Origin of the sequence: Shewanella subflava, assembly GCF_025971955.1 — a bacterium.
GTDB lineage: Bacteria > Pseudomonadota > Gammaproteobacteria > Enterobacterales > Shewanellaceae > Shewanella > Shewanella subflava.
Window position 1 is genome coordinate 246,542 of sequence record NZ_JAPDMX010000002.1, and the last position, 19,076, is coordinate 265,617.

Sequence of the window (19,076 nt, forward strand, 5' to 3'; positions counted from 1 at the left end):
AATATTAACAATAACTAACATGTGGTCGGAGTTGTTGCATTCGCTAGGCTTACCTAAGATGCCTGCAAATTCAAAGCTGCAATGGTGTCATTTCAAATTCGGCATCCATAACATAACAGCAAATAATAGGTAAAATCATGACCACATTTAACAAGACTCTTCTCGCAATCGCTGTCACATTAGCAAGCACTCAAGCTTCTGCAGCTGGTTTTCAACTTAATAGCCAATCAGCAACCGGTTTAGGCCGTGCAATGGCTGGAGATGCTATCATCGCTGACAATGCATCGGTATTAGCCCGTAACCCTGCAGCTATGGCATTATTTGATAAAACCGAAATTTCTGTTGCTGGTGCATATGCAGACGTCAATGTTGAAGTCAGTGATGTTATGGTTGGTAATAACAGCTTAGGTGGCTTAGATAATGCTGCTGAAGGTAAACCCATTCCAAGTTTTTACTACATCAACCCAATCAGCGACAAATGGGCTTTTGGTATCGCTGCATTTAGTAACTATGGTACGGGTACTGATTTATCACCGCTAAATACGGATAAAGACTTCAACACCCCTATCGATTTATTAGGCAACACAGAAGTCACTACCATCAACTTTAACGCTAGTGTGTCATACCGTATTAATGACTCATTTAGTATTGGCCTTGGTATTGATGCGATTAAAGGTATGGGGACACTGACACGCTCTGGCGACTTCACACTCCCAGTTTTTGGTGAAGTGCCACTTAACCTTGTTGATATCGATGCTGATGGTTGGGCTTTCGGTGGTATTGTTGGTTTAGCCTATGAAATCAATGAAAATAACCGTTTAGGCTTAAGCTATCGTAAAAGTCCGAACATGAAGGCTTCAGGTGATATTGCTTACAACCCACCGTTTAAAGCAGAAAACTTTGGTGAGATTGATATTCCTATGGCGGATATCGCTCAGTTTGCTGGTTTCCACCAAATCACTGAAAAATTTGCGCTTCACTACACTGCACAGTGGACTAACTGGAGCAACTTCGACAACATTGAGCTGACTGACGGTGAGAACGGTACAGATAGCCACATCCTTAAGCATTATAATTGGGAAAACTCTTGGTTTTTAAGCTTAGGTGCGACTTATGATATCAATGATAAGTGGACTGTAAGAGCTGGTATCGCGCGCGATCAAGGCGTTGTAGGTGAAGTGTCTTCTTTATCTATTCCTGACTCTGATCGTACATGGTACTCAGCGGGCTTTACTTATAACATTAACCCAAAATCAAGCATTGATGTTGGTTACACGTTAGTGGCAGGCGAGAAAGTACATGTACTCGAAACCAGTGAACTTGTTGGCCCTGTAAGTGCTTACACAGAATCAGGTGCTAACTACTTCTCATTACAGTACAACTACCGCTTCTAATTCGGTGTTTCACTGGCGATAATTAAAGCCATACTCATTGATGAGTATGGCTTTTTTATGATCTGCGCACCTATAAGTTCCCCTCATACTCAGCTATAGTAAACTGTCCAACAAGCCTACTATATGAATTTTTTCTAATAAATAGATTGTAGTTCTCTCACACATCCATTAGAATTTTCTTATAGACTTTTTGTGAGGTTCAACATAATGCTTTCAACGACTCAATCTTCGCTCAGTTTCCTTAGCCGAAATGTCATCCTTTTATCAGCTTATTTAGCTTCAAGCTTCAGCTTTGCTGCAGAAATGCCACTTGAAACCATCACAGCCAAAAGCACATCACAAACTCAATACCTGCAACTTGATGCCAAAGTTGAGCCGATAAAGTCTGCAACAGTTGCGGCGCAAACCTCTGGTCGAGTATTAGCCATTCATTATGATGTCAATGATATGGTGCCTGAAGGCGCACCTTTAATAGAGATCACCAGCAAAGAACAAGGTGCAGGCTTAGCCGCAGCTGAAGCTGAATTGGCTAAGGCACAAGCACAAAATTTTGAAGCACAAGCGCAATTTGAACGTTATAAAGCGTTATTTCCACAAGGGGCCATATCCAAAGGAGCCATGGACGAGGCAACCTCTTATGCAAAATCAAGTAAACAGGCTGTCAGCGCGGCTAAAGCAAAACTCATCAGCGCAAAAGAAAATGTCAATTACACCATTGTTAGCGCGCCATTTTCTGGCAGAGTCACAGCAAAGTGGGTAGAGCAAGGGGAAACCATCAGTTACGGGCAAGCCTTATTATCAGGCTATGCCACCGACAAATTACGCGCGGTATTTTATGTACCACAGCAATACCGTAAACAATTAACCGCCCTAGATAGCATTAATTTATCTGATGATTATCAGCAATATCAAAGTGACAAAATCAATAAGTTCAATTTTAGCACTCAAGCTGACCAAAGTATTGAAGTGCGTGTACAACTTAACAATCACCAAGACACATTGCAAGCCGGTCAATGGCTAAAAGCGGCATTACCCATTGCCACAACTGAAGCAATTTACTTGCCCAAGTCAGCGATTTTTCAAGTAGGTGAATTAACGGCGGTATATCGCAAGCAAGGTGATAAGTATCTGCAAACCCAAGTGCGTCTTGGCAAGCAATTAACCGGTAACCAGCTCACAACAGGCCAAGTAACCCAAGTAGAAGTGCTATCAGGCGTTATGGATGGCGACAATATTATCAATGATGCTGCCACCTATGTGCTGTTCCTTAATCAAGCGCACGCTAACTAATAGGAGAGATGATAAATGAATAATCCAAACTCTCCTGAATTGGGCTTGTCAGGTACTATCGCAAAAACCTTTCAAGCCAGTGCGATTACTCCCCTACTTGCACTTGTTGGCTTGTTATTAGGCATTTTTGCGGTAATTATCACCCCAAAAGAAGAAGACCCGCAAATTGATGTCACTTTTGCCGATGTGTTTATTCCTTTTCCGGGGGCAACGCCAAGTGAAGTACAAAGCCTAGTGACGCTGCCTGCTGAACAGATTATTTCTGAAATCAAAGGCGTTGATACCTTATATTCATTTTCTCAACCTGATGGCGCATTGATCATCACCATCTTTGAAGTTGGCGTACCTCGCGATGAAGCGGTAGTGAATATTTACAATCAGCTATTTTCTAATCGCGATAAATTTAATCAAGCCGCTGGCATTGGTGAGCCATTGATAAAACCGAGGGGTATCGACGATGTGCCTATTGTCAGCTTAACCTTATATTCTGATTCAACCGACATCGGTGCTGAAGCCTTAACCCATGTTGCCGCCAATTTAGAAACCGAATTAAAGCGTATCCCTGGCACCCGAGAAATTTATACCCAAGGCCGTCATGACATGGTACTAAATGTCAGATTAGACAGCGTGAAAATGAATGCGTTTGGGGTGACCATTAATCAAATAGAACAGCGTTTACAGGATAATAACCAAGTATCCATGCTTAACTCATGGGTGCAAAATAACCAACAAATTAAAGTGCGCGCAGGGCAATTTATTAATTCGGTTGATGACGTAAAATCGTTATTGATAAAAGTAATCCCAACGCAATCAAATTCAAAACAAGCTGATCCGACATTAGCCAAAGCGGTTTACTTGTCAGATGTGGCCGAAATCACGCTTAAAAGTGATATACCGACCCAACATGTCCGTCACGTTGACCTACAGGGTGATTATCCCGCAGTCACCATAGCGATTGGCAAACAAGCTGGGCAGAATGCCGTTGTCATTGCCGACAAAATATTAAACCGCATTAATGAAGTCCAAAACGTGTTGATCCCGGATAATGTCAAAGTGGCGATTTCACGTAATTATGGGCAAACAGCCGGAGATAAAGCCAACACGTTAATATTTAAATTAATATTTGCGACATCTGCGGTTGTGTTATTAGTGTTTTTTACCATGGGATTACGTGAGTCAGCCGTAGTCGGCATTGCCATCATTATCACCTTAGCCATGACCTTATTTGCCTCATGGGCATGGGGATTTAGCCTTAATCGTATTTCATTATTCGCACTTATTTTTTCTATCGGTATTTTAGTTGACGATGCCATAGTGGTGGTTGAGAACATTCATCGCCATATGGCATTAAGCAATAAGCCCTTGCTTGAAATCATCCCTGTCGCAGTTGACGAAGTCGGCGGTCCAACGATTTTAGCCACCTTTACCGTAATAGCGGCCCTATTACCAATGGCCTTTGTATCAGGACTCATGGGACCTTATATGAGCCCAATCCCAATCAATGCCAGTATGGGAATGCTTTTATCGTTAGTGATTGCCTTTATGATGACCCCTTGGCTGTCAAATAAACTATTGCATCGACATATCAGTAAAACCGCTAACACCGAATCTCATTTCGAACATGATGAGCATTCAAATGATAAGTTAAGTGTTTTTTTCAATCGCTTAATGACACCATTTCTACTTGGGAATAAGGCAGGTAAAGCCCGCAAAGGCTTAGCGGTTGGGATTGTTGCGTTAATTGCTATTGCTGTATCGCTACCTGCAATGCAGGCTGTGGTATTAAAAATGCTGCCGTTTGATAACAAATCTGAATTTCAGGTGATGGTTGATTTGCCTGAAGGCGCTCCAGTAGAGCAAACACAACGAGTTTTACAGGAAATGAGCCAATACCTGTCTACTGTGGAAGAAATTGATCATCAACAATGGTATGCAGGCACCCATTCCCCCATGAACTTTAACGGTTTGGTACGCCATTATTTCTTGCGCAGCAGCCAAGAACTTGGTGATATACAAGTCAACCTTGTCGATAAATCACATCGCAGTCGTGACAGCCACTCAATCGCCTTAGCCGTTCGTGGGCCGTTAAACGAGATAGCTAAACCTTATAATGCCAGAGTCAAAGTCGTTGAAGTACCGCCAGGACCGCCTGTGTGGTCCCCTATTGTGGCAGAAGTGTACGGCCCAACAACCGAGCTGCGTGAGCAAACGGCGCTTGAGCTTGAACAACGCTTTAACGCCACCGAGCATGTTGTCGATGTTGATATCTTTTTACCTTATGCGCAGCAAAAGTGGCAAGTCAGCATTGATCGCACTAAAGCCAGTTTATTGGGCTTATCTTACGGGCAAATTGTTAATACCATTGTGGCAGCCGTTGGTGGTAAAGATGTCAGCTATTTGCACTTAGCACCTCAAAAACAGCCGACGCCTATCCGTTTACAGGTCAATGAAGGCGAAAAGGTCAATTTAGCGCAAATATTAAACCTTAAATTGACCAACCAACAGGGTGAGCAAATCAGCTTATCTGCGGTCACTACGATCGAGCAAGGCCATATAAATGCGGCGATTGTGCATAAGAACATGATCCCGATGATCATGGTGGTCGCCGATATGGCAGGCCCAACTGACAGCCCGTTATATGGGATGTTTGATATTGCAGGTCAAATTAATCATGCCAACGCTGAACGTGACTTCGCAATTGCGCAGCATTATGTCGAGCAGCCAGATGGCATCTCTGAAGTTGCGATATTATGGGACGGTGAGTGGAAAATCACCTATGAAACCTTCCGCGATATGGGCATTGCTTATGCGGTGGGCATGATAGCCATCTACTTACTGGTGGTCGGTCAATTTAAGTCTTATTTGGTACCGCTAGTGATTATGGCCCCCATCCCATTAACCGTGATTGGTGTGATGCCTGGTCATGCCATATTAGGGGCGCAATTTACCGCAACATCGATGATCGGCATGATAGCCCTCGCGGGGATTATTGTGCGTAACTCCATATTGTTAGTGGACTTTATTAATCATCTTTTAGCTGCGGGCATGACATTAGAAAAAGCGGTGATCAAATCAGCCGCTGTGCGCGCGAAACCGATTATGTTGACGGCATTAGCCGCAATGATTGGTGCACTATTTATTATCGATGACCCGATTTTTAATGGCCTAGCAATTAGCTTAATTTTCGGCATCTTTATTTCAACCATTTTAACTCTACTTGTCATCCCTGTACTGTATTTCTCAGTGATGAAGAATCGACAAATAATTAAATCTGTTAATTAAGGAGCTTCACTATGTCAATTGAACGAACAATTATGGCTTTTGCTGGTTTTATGGTGTTGTTATCTTTACTACTGACCGCAACCGTCAGCCACCATTTTATGTGGCTGACGGTGTTTGTTGGTGCTAATCTATTTCAAAGCGCCTTTACTGGTTTTTGTCCCGCAGCACTGGTGATGAAAAAACTAGGCTTAAAATCAGAGGCTGAAATAGCCAAAGCTAAATAAGCCTAAAATTGAGGTTAAGCATAATAATTATAAGGAATATACTGGTTTATGAAATCTTCAAAACGTGTCAGTCTACATTTTAGTTTGCTGAGTATCCTCGCGACAGGTTTGATGCTGTTTAATCAGGTGAGTGTTGCCAAAGATGTTTCCACACAGGAAGCCTGGAATATTATCAGCACTGGCACGACCATTATTGATGTTCGTACCGCTGAAGAATTTGCCGCTGGCCATATTGAAGGAGCAATTAATATTCCGTTTGAACAAATTGTTAATGGCGTTGAAAAAATCGGTTTGAAAAATGACGCCAGCATTGTGTTGTATTGCCGAAGTGGACGCAGAAGTGGTCTTGCCGATGAGGCATTGATACAGGCTGGCTTTACACATTCAGTCAATGCCGGTGGCTATGAAGCTCTAGCGACAACCAAACCTTAATCATATTATTTTCTGAATAAAATGCCTTTGTCTTATCAACAAAGGCATTTTTTATGTCAGCTTTTTGCACATGACAATACAATTTAAATTAAAGCCCCTTGGCGATTGATAGACACTTACCTCATCACCTTCAAAGCCACATTTTCGATAAAAAGCTGCTGCGTTTAATGTTGACTCCAATTTAAGCAAGGATAAACCAGCTTCGACAGCAAGTCGCTCAAGGTAAGCTAACATCTCTTTACCAGCTCCTAAGCCCATGTATTGCGGATCGACAAAAATAGCATCAATAAAACCACTGTCTAAATCAATCATTCCTGTAGCAATAATCTCTAGCTGCGTTTTTCCGTTGAAATGAACATCAACCTCTAGCACATATCCATCTATTACCAATTTATCTGCAAAAGGCATAGGCATTTCGCCATCCGTCCACTTTAGCATCGCATCAATACCATAAAATTCAGTGCATTGAGCCAATATTGCCTGATTACGAATATTAAACGCACGTGAGGCATCATAGCGAATGGCCCGTCTAAATATAAAATTAGTTATAAGTTATTCCTTTTTTGCATATAAGAATAAGTAGGCATCGTGCGGGTAAGCAAAATGCATAAATCATCGGTTAAAACACATTACAAGAATCCCACAACAATTAAATAACCAAATGATTTAATATCAATAATAACGACCAACACATTAAAATACTCTGATATTTAAAACTTAAATTTGAATAAAAAATCAATCTCTTCAACTACTGTCAGATATTATACCAAACACCCTACGGTAACATTTTATTTACAAATGTAACATCAATGTTACATTTCAGAAAGTTAGACGTATTTCACCTTTGAGTTTTTCTGTGAGTCTGACATCAAAAAATATAAATAATAAATAACATGGAAGATAAACATGCAAAATAAACGACCTCTAGTTTTATCAAGCCTCTCGGGTATTGCACTGGCGGTATCATCAAGCCTGTACGCTGCACCACAAGCGGTAAATTTAACCTCACAAAATGCTATATCTGCAGCAAGCTTAAATTCGGCTTCGCCTTTGCCAAAACGTTATATTGTTAAATTTAAAAATGCACCAGCGGCACAATCAACTTTACAGCAGTTTGCTAATTCACAAGCCAGTCAATCTGATTTGACAATGGATTATCAGCCTCGCTCACACGAGATTTTTTCGCATTTTAACGCTTTAAACGGTGTGCAAGCGAAAGAAATGAAACGTATTGCACGCAGTAACAGTTACTCGGTAAAGCTAGACCAACAATCATTAAAATCACTGCGTTTACGTGCTGACGTTGAATATGTTGAAGAAGATTTACCTCGAAAACTGCTATCAGAAACAACCCCTTGGGGGCAAACTTATGTTGGCGCCACCGCTTTAAGTGACGGCCAATCAGGTAATCGTACGATTTGTATTATCGATTCAGGTTACGACCGCAGCCACAACGATTTAAGTGGTAATAATGTCACCGGTACCAATAATTCAGGTACGGGTAACTGGTATCAACCGGGTAATAATAACGCCCATGGTACCCATGTTGCTGGCACCATTGCAGCGATTGCCAATAATGAAGGTGTGGTTGGTGTCATGCCAAACCAAAATGCCAATATTCATGTGGTGAAAGTATTTAACGAAGCCGGATGGGGATATTCATCATCCCTCATTTCCGCTATTGACACCTGTGTCAGTAATGGCGCTAATGTAGTGACCATGAGCTTAGGTGGAAGCGGCTCAAGCACAACTGAACGTAATGCAATGACCGCACATCAAAATAACGGCATCTTGTTAATTGCTGCTGCGGGTAATGACGGTGACAACACTTATAGCTACCCAGCATCCTATGATGCGGTCATGGCTGTTGCTGCGGTTGATAGTAATCGTGATCATGCTGCATTCTCGCAATATACTGATCAAGTTGAGATCTCAGGTCCTGGTGAAGCGATTTTATCAACCGTTACGGTTGGTGAAGGACGCCTTGCAGATATCACAATTAATGGCCAATCATATTTTAACAATGGGGTTGTGCCACATAATCGCTTAACACCAGCTGGTACAAGTTACACTGCTAACCCAACCAATGGTCAAGCAACCGCCGTATTAGCTGAATGTACCGTCAGTGGTACTAGCTTTAACTGTGGCAACATGAGCAACAAGGTATGTTTAGTTGAACGTGTTGGTAACCAAGGTACTGGCTATCCTGAAATCAATGCTGTAAAGGCCTGTAAAACAGCGGGCGCTGTAGCAGCAATTGTTTACAGTAATACCGCATTACCAGGTTTACAAAATCCATTTTTAGTCGATGCCAATAGCGATATTACCATTCCATCAGTCTCTGTTGATAGAGCAACGGGCTTGGCGTTACGCAATCAACTAGGCGCTAGCACTACGGTTGCCAATCAAGGCAATAAAGATTACGCCTATTACAATGGCACCTCAATGGCAACACCACATGTATCTGGCGTTGCAACCTTGGTGTGGAGTTACCACCCGCAATGTACAGCAAATCAAATTCGCGCAGCATTAAATGCTACCGCAGATGATTTGAATGTTGCAGGGCGCGATAACAAAACCGGTTTTGGCATGATTAACGCAACTGCTGCCAAAGCTTACCTAGATGCATCATGTAATGGCCCAACTGATCCTGGCACAGGAACAGGTGACTTAGTACTTGAAAATGGTGTCACTAAATCGGGTCTTGCAGGTGCTAAAAGCGATGAGCTTCACTTCTCACTAGACGTTCCAGCAGGCGCCAAAAACTTAAGTTTCACCATGAGTGGCGGTACTGGCGATGCGGATCTATATGTGCAATATGGCGCTGCGCCGTCAACAACCAGCTATGACTGTCGTCCATGGAAAGGGGGTAACAGCGAATCGTGCCCGATTACCAACGTTCAATCTGGTACTTACTATGTCATGGTTCAGGGTTATAGCGCATTTAGCGGTGTAAATCTTGTCGCTAACTACACCGCTGGAAGCACTGGTGGTAATACAGGAGGTCCAGCAAGTTACACTAATACTACTAATTTCAACATTCCAGATAACAACACTACCGGGATCACAAGCCCAATTAATGTGACGCGTACTGGTGATTCAGGTACAGTGTCAGTTAACCTAGGTGTGATCCACACTTACATTGGTGATTTGAAAGTGGAACTGATTAGCCCAACCGGCCAAAAAGTAACATTACACAACAATTCTGGTGGTGGCACCGACAATATCAACCAAACCTATAGTGCAAACTTTACTGGTGTTGAGTCGAGCGGTACCTGGTTACTAAAAGCGGTTGATAATGCACGACGTGATACTGGCTATATCGATACTTGGACATTAAGCTTTCAATAATTAGCAATGCTAAATATAAAAGCCTCGCAACGGATTGCGAGGCTTTTTTATTGAACAAATTAAGTAATTTTTTAAATACAGATATTATGCAACTATGGAATGTGTCACTTTCGAGACCACTTCAAATATACTCGCAAAGCTTGTAGGGGTACTGACATCGATATCTAACTTCAATAGTTTGGCGATATCATTTGCTGATAGTACCCCGCGTATAGTGTGATGTTCACGATCAACCACTAAACAATGCTGCTGACCTGCCGCTTTCAAGGTTTCGATAATATCGCCGATTTTTGCATGAACAATATCAGCATAATCAATCGCTTTTAATTGTGCTTTAGGGATCATAAAGTCGTTTATCAGCAGTTGTTCCCTGTGATGACCTGCGGCTTGTTTTTTGACAATTTCTTGATGGTTTAATGAGTCAAAACTGATTAAGCCAAGAAATTTTTCATTCTTGTCGATTACTAGCTTTAATCGTACGTGTGCTTTCTTCATCAAAAACTCAACGTCAGTCGCTTTAGTATTCGATTCAATCACCAGAGGCATAATATTTTTGAAATCAGTAAACACATGCAATGCAGGAGAACGGAGGGTATATTCTTGATAGTTTGCAGGCCAAGCCAATTCATCAATTGCTTCAACGGCATGTAGAGTTAATTTTCTCACAACAACATCCTTAGCTAATGAAAACCTAACGTACTGATTTTCATATACATATAAAAGAATAACAGCTTAAAAACTAATTATGATTATCAATCTAAGGTTAAATTTACACAATATCACTTTGGATTAAATTTCGTTCACCTTACATATTTTAAGGTTCACTTCATAATTAACACTTGCTAGGGCGTGTTTATCTTTGTTTATTTTTTATGTTGAGAGATAAAATGACTTTAGGAAAGAGGATAATTGCGGGCATAGTTGGCCTACGTCAAAATTATCTAACGCAGTATAAAGTCATTTTAGCCTCAACCCGAAGGGCAGTGGCTATTTTCCAGCCATTCTGCCCACAAATTCACTTATTTAGCGGGCTAAACAGCATTCATTTGTGATTGCCTGACAGAAAAATAGCCTACTGCATAATTTATCAACAAAGATAAACGCGCCATTGGGGCGCATCGAAGTTGCCAAAAAACGCTATGAATAAAAAATGCCAGTAAATATAATTTACTGGCATTTTTGTTTATTGCCTAAGGTGCATTGCTCATTTTGCAAAGTTACTTTTTGCGGTCACGAATATGACTTGTTGCACGTTTACGGCGGCGTTCTTGACTTAAGGTTAACTTCTCGCCGCGACCTTCAAACGGGTTAGCGCCTTCATGGAAACGTAATTGAATTGGCGTGCCTACTACATTTAATGATCGACGGAAGTAGTTCATCATATAGCGTTTATATGAGTCAGGTAACTTAGAGACTTGGTTACCATGGACAACCACAACAGGTGGATTATAACCACCTGCATGGGCATATTTAAGTTTAACACGACGGCCATTGACTAATGGAGGCTGATGATCGTCTTGGGACATTTGCATGATACGGGTCAACATCGAGGTACTGACACGACGTGTCGCACTGTCATACGCTTCTTCGATTGACTCATACAAGTGACCCACGCCGGTACCGTGTAATGCAGAAATAAAATGGATCCGAGCAAAATCGATAAAACCTAAACGGCGATCTAACTCACTTTTAACGCGGTCTTTGATATTTTGATCTATGCCGTCCCACTTGTTAACAGCAATCACTAATGCTCGGCCAGCGTTCAATGCAAAACCAAGTAGACCTAAATCTTGTTCCGCAATACCTTCTCGAGCATCAATTATTAATAACACGACGTTCGAATCTTCCACCGCTTTAAGGGTTTTGATCACCGAGAACTTTTCAATCACTTCATGTACTTTGCTACGACGACGAACCCCAGCGGTATCAATTAGGATATACTCACGACCTTCTCGTTCCATTGGGATATAAATACTGTCGCGTGTTGTTCCAGGCTCATCATAAACCACTACCCTCTCTTCACCTAAAATACGGTTAGTCAGGGTTGATTTACCCACGTTGGGTTTACCAATGATGGCTAATTTAATGGGTAGACTTTGTAAGCGAGCTTGTTCAGCTTCAGCTTCTTCTTCAGTATATTCGCGCTCGACAACATCGCCTTGCTCTTCTTCATCCCGAACAATGCCCATGGCTTCAGCATAAGGCGTCAAAGCGTAATCGATCATGTTGGTTACACCGCGACCTTGGGCGGCGGCCATTTGATACACTTCGCCTAAACCCAGTGACCAAAATTCAGCACAAGCCGAATCGGCATCTATACCATCAACTTTGTTAGCAACAACAAAGGTGACTTTATCGCGACTGCGTAAATGCTGTGCAATGGCTAAATCAGCAGCAGTTAGACCAGCACGGGCATCCGTTAAAAATAACACCACATCCGCTTCTTCAATCGCCGCCAAAGACTGCTCGGCCATCTTGGTTTCGATCCCTTCTTCGGTACCATCGATACCGCCAGTATCAACCACAATAAATTCATAGCCAGCCAAATACGCGCGACCATATTTGCGATCACGGGTTAAGCCAGGAAAGTCAGCGACTAATGCATCACGGGTTCGTGTTAGACGATTAAATAATGTCGATTTTCCGACATTGGGTCGCCCAACAAGGGCCACTACAGGGATCATGATTTTGCCTCTAAAATACGTCTCAATAAAAAGCCCCCGGAAAGCTTCCAGGGGCTCTAATAAGGTACATTATACCCTATTTGTTAGAAATTGCTTTGCTGTTATTCGTCAGCGGCGACTTCTTCATTTGTTGCTACACTGCCATCACCATTTAGGGTAACAATAGCAAGCTTACCGCTTCGACCTTGAAGGTAAATTTTATCATCAACCACTAAAGGCTGGCTATATAAGCCATCACTATCCACTTCAACACGCCCGACAACAACGCCATCTTCGCGGTTCAGCACATGTAAATAACCTTCAAAATCACCGACTACCAAATAGTCACCGATAGTAGCAGGGGAAGTTAAATCACGGTTTTTAAGTGTGGAGTTTGACCACAACTCTAAGCCATTACGGCGATCAACAGAGTAAATACGACTGCGATCATCAACTAAATATAAACTTAATCCCGCTGCGGCTAGTTCATTAAAACTAGAATATTTACGTGACCAAATGATTCTACCCGTGCGTAGTTCCATTGAAACAAGGTTACCATTGTAACTTGCTACAAATAAATTATCGCCTAAGATCAAAGGGGTCATGTCAACGTCGGCCATACGAGTAAACTCATTGCCGCCTGTTGGGGTGTAAATTGCCTGTTCCCATGCAACTTGACCGTTGTTTTTAACAACAACCGCAACTTTACCGTCAGCCGTACCCAAAAAGAAACCGCCTGCTTCATAAGCCGCAGAACCTGTTCCGCGAAGGGTCAAGTTAGGAAGTTGCATTTCATAGGTCCAAAGCTTTTTACCGTCGTCAATATCAAAAGCTTCAAACATACCTTTGCTAGAATTTACCGTCACAACATCTTCGGCAACTGTTGGCGCAGATAAAAGTTCACCATTAACCTGTGCAGACCAAAGTACATCACCAGATGCTTCATCCAACGCTGCTAATAAGCCGGTTTCACCGCCCACAAACACTTTATTACGAGCTGCTGTAACACCTGCAGCTAAACGAATACCTTTCGTTTTGATGTTTAGTTGTTCGCTAAACTCATCGTTAAAATCTTTACTCCATAGGAGTTCAAGTGTTTGTTGATCGTATGCTCGAACCTCACCATCACGATCGGCAACAAAAATTTTACCATAGCGTACGGTAGGACGTAGTTGTGAATAATAATCACCCACGCCATTACCGATGCTTTTGCTCCAGCTGACCTCTGGAAATACCGAAGCTTGAATTTCAACTAATTCGCTGACAGGTTCTTCTTCAACATCGCTTGAAGAACAACCTGAAATAAGGGCCATACCTAAGCCAGCCGCAAGTAGATTTTTATACCATAACTTCATTGGCTAATTCCTTATGCCTTGTTTAGGTTATCTAACTTTATCGTTAATGCTGGATTAGTTAATGCACCGCCATTATCAATTGCTGTTTGGTAAGCTTGCTTCGCAGAAACAAGGTCACCTTGGCGAACTAAAAAGTCACCTTTTAATTCTTCTCGTTGCGAAACAAATGCCGAATCGGTTACTGATTCTAATGTTTGTAGTGCTGTGCCTACATTACCTTGTTCAGCTTGTAAACGAGCTAAACGAATGGTAGCTACCATATCAATACTGGCACCAGGCTTTGCAGCAATAATACGCTTATAGGCGTCTTCAGCTTTAGCTAAATCACCTGAATCAACCGCAGCTTTAGCCGTCATTAACTCTAGTAATGCCTGATAGCCTTTTTGATCATGCTCTTTAACAAAATTACTAGCACCTTCAATAAATACCGCTGGGTTAGTGGCACTAGTTGCTAGTTGTTCAAATGACTCAGAGGCTTGCTCTGCAGACTTAACCTTCATGTCAGAATAAGTATTCCAACCAAATAAACCGCCTAAACCTACTACCGCACCAATCGCTATTGATGATCCGTAATCTTTCCAGAACTGCTTGATAGCATCTACTTGTTGTTCTTCTGTGCTATAAATTTCCACGCGCACTTCCCCTTTCTAAATCAGTTCTGCAAGTTTAGCTACCAGCTCACTGCGGGTAACTAATTGTTGTTCGTTATTATTTCTTAATGGCTTGATGGCAACTTGATCATTAGCAATTTCATTTTCACCAATAATTAAAGCAAACTGAGCACCGCTTTTATCGGCACGCTTCATCTGCTTTTTAAAGTTTCCACCACCACAATGACTCATGACTTTAAGCGTTGGCAGTTGTTGACGCAACTCTTGTGCAACTTTAATTGCTTCAACCACACAGTTATCACCCATAGCGGTAACGTAAACGTCTACTTCTGGGGCAATATCATTATTGAGTTCTAAGGTTTCAAGTAGTAGTACAATGCGCTCTAGTCCCATTGCAAAACCAACTGCAGGAGTATCTTTACCTCCAAGTTGCCCCACTAGACCATCATAGCGACCGCCAGCAAGCACTGTACCTTGAGAGCCTAGACTACTTGTTACCCACTCAAAAACAGTGCGGTTGTAGTAGTCTAATCCACGCACTAAACGAGGATTAATGGTGTATTGGATACCCACGGCGTCTAAGAGTTCACACAAAGTGGAAAAATGTGTTTTCGACTCTTCACCTAAATAGTCGTTCAATGCAGGCGCATCTGCTAATAATGCTTGTACGCTTTGATCTTTTGAATCCAAAACACGCAGTGGATTACTATACATGCGACGCTGACTGTCTTCATCTAACTTATCTTTGTGTTGCTCTAAAAATGCAATTAAAGCCTCACGATAATTAGCGCGTTCTGCAGGATCGCCTAAGGTGTTTAACTCTAAAGAAACATGTTCTTCAATACCGAGTTTTTGCCATAGACGTGCCGATAACATTAATACTTCAGCATCAATATCAGCAGTGCCAATACCATAAATTTCAACACCAAATTGGTGAAATTGACGATAGCGACCTTTTTGAGGACGTTCATGACGAAACATAGGTCCCATGTACCATAAACGTTGCTCTTGATTGTAAAGCAAACCATGTTCATTACCGGCCCGAACCGTCGACGCGGTTCCTTCTGGTCGCAGTGTTAAACTGTCGCCATTACGGTCTTCGAAGGTATACATTTCTTTTTCAACGATATCGGTGACTTCACCAATTGAACGTTTAAAAAGATCGGTACTTTCTACAATAGGTGTACGAATTTCGCTATAACCAAAAGCACTGACAGATGAGCGAATAATCGACTCAACCTTTTGCCATACTGGGCTTTGAATTGGCAGAAGATCATTCATGCCGCGAATTGCTTGGATTTGTTTTGCCACAGATAACTCGTCCGTTAAATTGCTAGGCTAAACCAATAACCTTGGTTAGCCAATAAACACATCGCCCATGCATTTTATCAGAAAACACCTGATTAAATGCATGGGCACAAAAATTATTCAGTTGTATCGCTAATATCAATACGATTTGCCATCATACTGGCTTTAGCGCGAATTTTCGCCTCTAGGGAATCCACGATATTATCGTTGTCAAAACGCTCTTTTTGACGCTCACCATCATCATAATAACCACTTTTACGATGCCCGCCCGTTAGGCCAATATGAGAGACTAAAGCTTCACCAGGACCATTCACAACACAGCCAATAATGGACACATCCATTGCGGTGGTAACATCTTCAAGACGACGCTCTAACTCATTCACGGTTGAGATCACATCAAATTCTTGACGTGAACAAGAAGGACAGGCAATAAAGTTAATCCCGCGACTACGAATGCGCAGCGATTTTAAAATATCAAAACCGACTTTAATTTCTTCAACAGGATCTGCCGCCAACGAAATACGTAATGTATCACCAATACCTTCTGCCAATAGCATACCCAGTCCCACAGCAGATTTGACTGAACCAGAACGCATACCACCTGCTTCTGTAATCCCTAAATGCAATGGTTGTTTGATTTGTTTTGCCAACAGACGATAAGACTCCACCGCTAGGAATACATCAGAAGCTTTCACACTGACTTTAAATTGTTCAAAGTTCAGCCTATCTAAAATATCAACATGACGCATTGCAGATTCAAGCAAAGCTTCTGGCGTCGGCTCACGATACTTGTCCATCAAATCTTTTTCTAATGAACCACCATTTACCCCAATTCGGATTGGAATATTTTTATCGCGTGCACACTCTACAACGCTACGAATACGCTCTTCATTGCCAATATTTCCAGGGTTGATGCGTAAGCAATCTGCACCGTATTCAGCCACTTTTAAAGCAATACGATAATCAAAATGGATATCTGCCACTAAAGGCACGTTCACTTGTTGTTTGATTAACTTGAAAGCTTCAGCAGAGTCCATTGTAGGCACTGATACGCGCACAATATCGGCACCCACTTTTTCAAGCGCCCTAATTTGCGCAACTGTCGCGGCAACATCATCGGTTTTTGTGTTGGTCATTGACTGTACGGCAATGGGCGCCCCATCACCAATCGGAACATTCCCAACATAAATGCGCGTGGAAGGTCGGCGGATAATTGGAGATTCGTTATACATGCAATGTTACTCTACTAAAATTTATTAAATTGGCGATTTGCATCGTACCAATGAATTCAATTCAATAATAAACCATCAGGTCTAAACATTATTCATTAGGTTGAGTTAACGTGATCCGAGCCACACGGCCATTATCGTATTCAGATAAATCAACCTTGTTACCATCAAAAGTTAATGACACCGCTTGAGGCGCACCTAAAATTAATTTAAACGGTGCTTTGCCAGACACATTCACTTCATGCCCTGCCGTCTTCACGCCATCGACTAAGACTTTACCATCAACATCTACCAAATTAATCCAACAATCAGCAGATAACGACATCTTAACGACCGATAAGCCATTAGCAGCAGGCTCAATTTCTGATTGATTTGTCTGTTCAGGATTTGCTGGAGCGGGTTTTGTTGTTTCAGTAGACGCTGGGGCACGATTATCAGTAACCTCATTGGTAACTGAAGTTGCCTCATTACTGCCAGTGATTGCTGTTTCTGGTGCATTAACAACATCCGCATTGACTGTCGCTTGCGGCAAATCCGTTGGTGATAAAGCGCTCTGATTATCAGCTAACGGATTATCTACCGTTACTTCTGCTGGAGGATTTTGTGGGTTGTTAACTCGTTCTATTGGCACCAATAAATCAGCGTAAGTCTCATCAGAGGTTGTCGCCTCGGCTTGCATTTCTTCTACCGTTGGCAAAGCAAAATTTGATTGTGTAATTAAATCAGATTTTTGCACCCACCATAACACCAGCATCGCCAACAAAATAAACACAATGGCATAAGTCACTAGATTTAGGCGGCTGTCTCTAGCTTCGCGTGATGTTTTACGCGAAAAACTTTGCATGGTTGGTGGTACATGTTCAGGTATTTGTTGATTTAAGCATAATTTGATTGCATCAATATCTGCTTCAATAAAACGCGCATAATTTTTGATATAACCGCGGGCATAAGTATTTGAAGCAATGTTATCAAAATTATCAGCTTCAATATCAATCAAAATGCGTGGACGCAAATGCAATTGTAATGCCGCAGCCTCAATAGTGATGCCTTTATTTTCACGCGCAGTTTTAAGAATTGCTCCGACGGTGGCAATATCACTGACAGTTTCAACTGCGTCTAGGGTTTCGTCTAATTTTTCTATTGTCATTTAATGCAAGTTAGCTCTATATTCTTGTGCTTGAGGAGATGCAGGGAATTTAGCAATTAATGTGATGCCAAATCGCTTCATGGCATTTATATCGCCAAGCCCTTGCTCTATTTTTATCCCTAACGCTAAACTTTCAGCAGTTTCATTCGCAACCTGATGATATCGAGCCAACGTGTCGCGAGCACTTGCATAGTCGGATGCTTCCATGTCCAACTCAGTTAATCCAATTAACGTGTTTCCACGGCGCGGATCATATTTTAATGCCATCATAAAATATTCTCGCGCTTTTGCTAGCTTACCATCACTTCGGCTACATACGCCTAAGTTTTCATAGCTTGATGCTGTGCGGGTATACTTAGGCGTTTCAATAGCCTCTAAAAACATGGTTTCTGCACGGGCGAATTTCTTCTGTTGACATAAAAACACCCCAAAATTATTTTTAGCATCTCCCGATGCATCGCTTGCGGCGATAGCATCATTATATGCACTCTCAGTCCGCGCTAAATCACCAACAGTTTGATAGTAATAAGCCATTGCAACATGCACTTCACTCATTTGTGGGGCAAATTCAACGGCTCTATCTAAATTATATTTTGCTTGTTCACTGTTACCACGGCGTAAATAGGTTAACCCTAATTGCATCCGTTCACGTGCTGCGGCTACTTTATCGATAGCGCGCTCAGCAACGGGAATATCTGTTCCACTATAGGTGCGTTCGGTGACACATCCACCAAGGGATAAACCGAACAAACCTACTAACACAATTTTTTGCATTCTGAGCTTCATTTAT

At 42.0% G+C, this 19,076-nt stretch carries 15 protein-coding genes; 6 read left to right on the top strand and 9 right to left on the bottom strand.

The window, feature by feature from the left end; genetic code table 11:
• Positions 1-137: 137 nt before the first annotated feature.
• The 5 genes from OHT75_RS01600 (at position 138) to OHT75_RS01620 (ending at position 6,622) form a co-directional block, all read left to right on the top strand.
• Entirely contained in the window at positions 138-1,394 is a 1,257-nt protein-coding gene (locus OHT75_RS01600) for an OmpP1/FadL family transporter (protein ID WP_264724631.1), read from the top strand.
• A 207-nt stretch (positions 1,395-1,601) separates the two neighbouring features.
• A complete protein-coding gene (locus OHT75_RS01605) occupies positions 1,602-2,684 on the top strand; it encodes an efflux RND transporter periplasmic adaptor subunit (RefSeq protein WP_264724632.1) in 1,083 nt (360 codons plus the stop codon).
• 15 nt (positions 2,685-2,699) lie between these two features.
• Positions 2,700-5,966 carry an efflux RND transporter permease subunit gene (locus OHT75_RS01610; protein WP_264724633.1) on the top strand — a complete coding sequence of 1,089 codons (3,267 nt, stop codon included), beginning with the start codon at positions 2,700-2,702 and terminating at the stop codon, positions 5,964-5,966.
• An 11-nt stretch (positions 5,967-5,977) separates the two neighbouring features.
• Complete coding sequence (locus OHT75_RS01615; RefSeq protein ID WP_264724634.1) at positions 5,978-6,190, top strand: YgaP family membrane protein; 213 nt, start codon at positions 5,978-5,980, stop codon at positions 6,188-6,190.
• Positions 6,191-6,238: 48 nt separating this feature from the next.
• Positions 6,239-6,622 carry a rhodanese-like domain-containing protein gene (locus tag OHT75_RS01620; protein ID WP_264724635.1) on the top strand — a complete coding sequence of 128 codons (384 nt, stop codon included), beginning with the start codon at positions 6,239-6,241 and terminating at the stop codon, positions 6,620-6,622.
• A 51-nt stretch (positions 6,623-6,673) separates the two neighbouring features.
• On the opposite strand, the gene OHT75_RS01625 is transcribed toward OHT75_RS01620, so the two are convergent.
• Positions 6,674-7,060: a GNAT family N-acetyltransferase gene (locus OHT75_RS01625; protein ID WP_264724637.1), complete on the bottom strand. Its 387-nt coding sequence runs from the start codon at positions 7,058-7,060 to the stop codon at positions 6,674-6,676.
• 468 nt (positions 7,061-7,528) lie between these two features.
• Between OHT75_RS01625 and OHT75_RS01630 the strand changes: the two genes are divergently transcribed.
• Positions 7,529-9,973 (top strand): S8 family serine peptidase, encoded by a 2,445-nt coding sequence (locus OHT75_RS01630; RefSeq protein WP_264724638.1) that lies wholly within the window; start codon positions 7,529-7,531, stop codon positions 9,971-9,973.
• 84 nt (positions 9,974-10,057) lie between these two features.
• Here the strand turns inward: OHT75_RS01630 and OHT75_RS01635 are convergent, their stop codons facing one another.
• From OHT75_RS01635 to pilW, 8 genes are all read right to left on the bottom strand, one after another.
• On the bottom strand, positions 10,058-10,639 hold the full coding sequence (locus OHT75_RS01635) for a CBS domain-containing protein (RefSeq protein ID WP_264724639.1): 582 nt from the start codon (positions 10,637-10,639) through the stop codon (positions 10,058-10,060).
• Positions 10,640-11,190: 551 nt separating this feature from the next.
• Entirely contained in the window at positions 11,191-12,657 is a 1,467-nt protein-coding gene (gene der / locus OHT75_RS01640) for a ribosome biogenesis GTPase Der (RefSeq protein WP_264724640.1), read from the bottom strand.
• Between the two features lie 101 nt (positions 12,658-12,758).
• Positions 12,759-13,991: an outer membrane protein assembly factor BamB gene (gene bamB, locus OHT75_RS01645; protein ID WP_264724641.1), complete on the bottom strand. Its 1,233-nt coding sequence runs from the start codon at positions 13,989-13,991 to the stop codon at positions 12,759-12,761.
• 11 nt (positions 13,992-14,002) lie between these two features.
• Positions 14,003-14,623, bottom strand: coding sequence for a tetratricopeptide repeat protein (locus tag OHT75_RS01650; RefSeq protein WP_264724642.1), 621 nt, complete (start codon positions 14,621-14,623; stop codon positions 14,003-14,005).
• Positions 14,624-14,638: 15 nt separating this feature from the next.
• Positions 14,639-15,913, bottom strand: coding sequence for a histidine--tRNA ligase (gene hisS, locus OHT75_RS01655; RefSeq protein ID WP_264724644.1), 1,275 nt, complete (start codon positions 15,911-15,913; stop codon positions 14,639-14,641).
• 113 nt (positions 15,914-16,026) lie between these two features.
• Entirely contained in the window at positions 16,027-17,142 is a 1,116-nt protein-coding gene (gene ispG, locus OHT75_RS01660; RefSeq protein WP_264724645.1) for a flavodoxin-dependent (E)-4-hydroxy-3-methylbut-2-enyl-diphosphate synthase, read from the bottom strand.
• Positions 17,143-17,230: 88 nt separating this feature from the next.
• A complete protein-coding gene (locus OHT75_RS01665) occupies positions 17,231-18,286 on the bottom strand; it encodes a RodZ domain-containing protein (protein WP_264724646.1) in 1,056 nt (351 codons plus the stop codon).
• A complete protein-coding gene (pilW, locus tag OHT75_RS01670; RefSeq protein WP_264724648.1) occupies positions 18,287-19,072 on the bottom strand; it encodes a type IV pilus biogenesis/stability protein PilW in 786 nt (261 codons plus the stop codon). It lies immediately after the preceding gene.
• Positions 19,073-19,076: the final 4 nt, after the last annotated feature.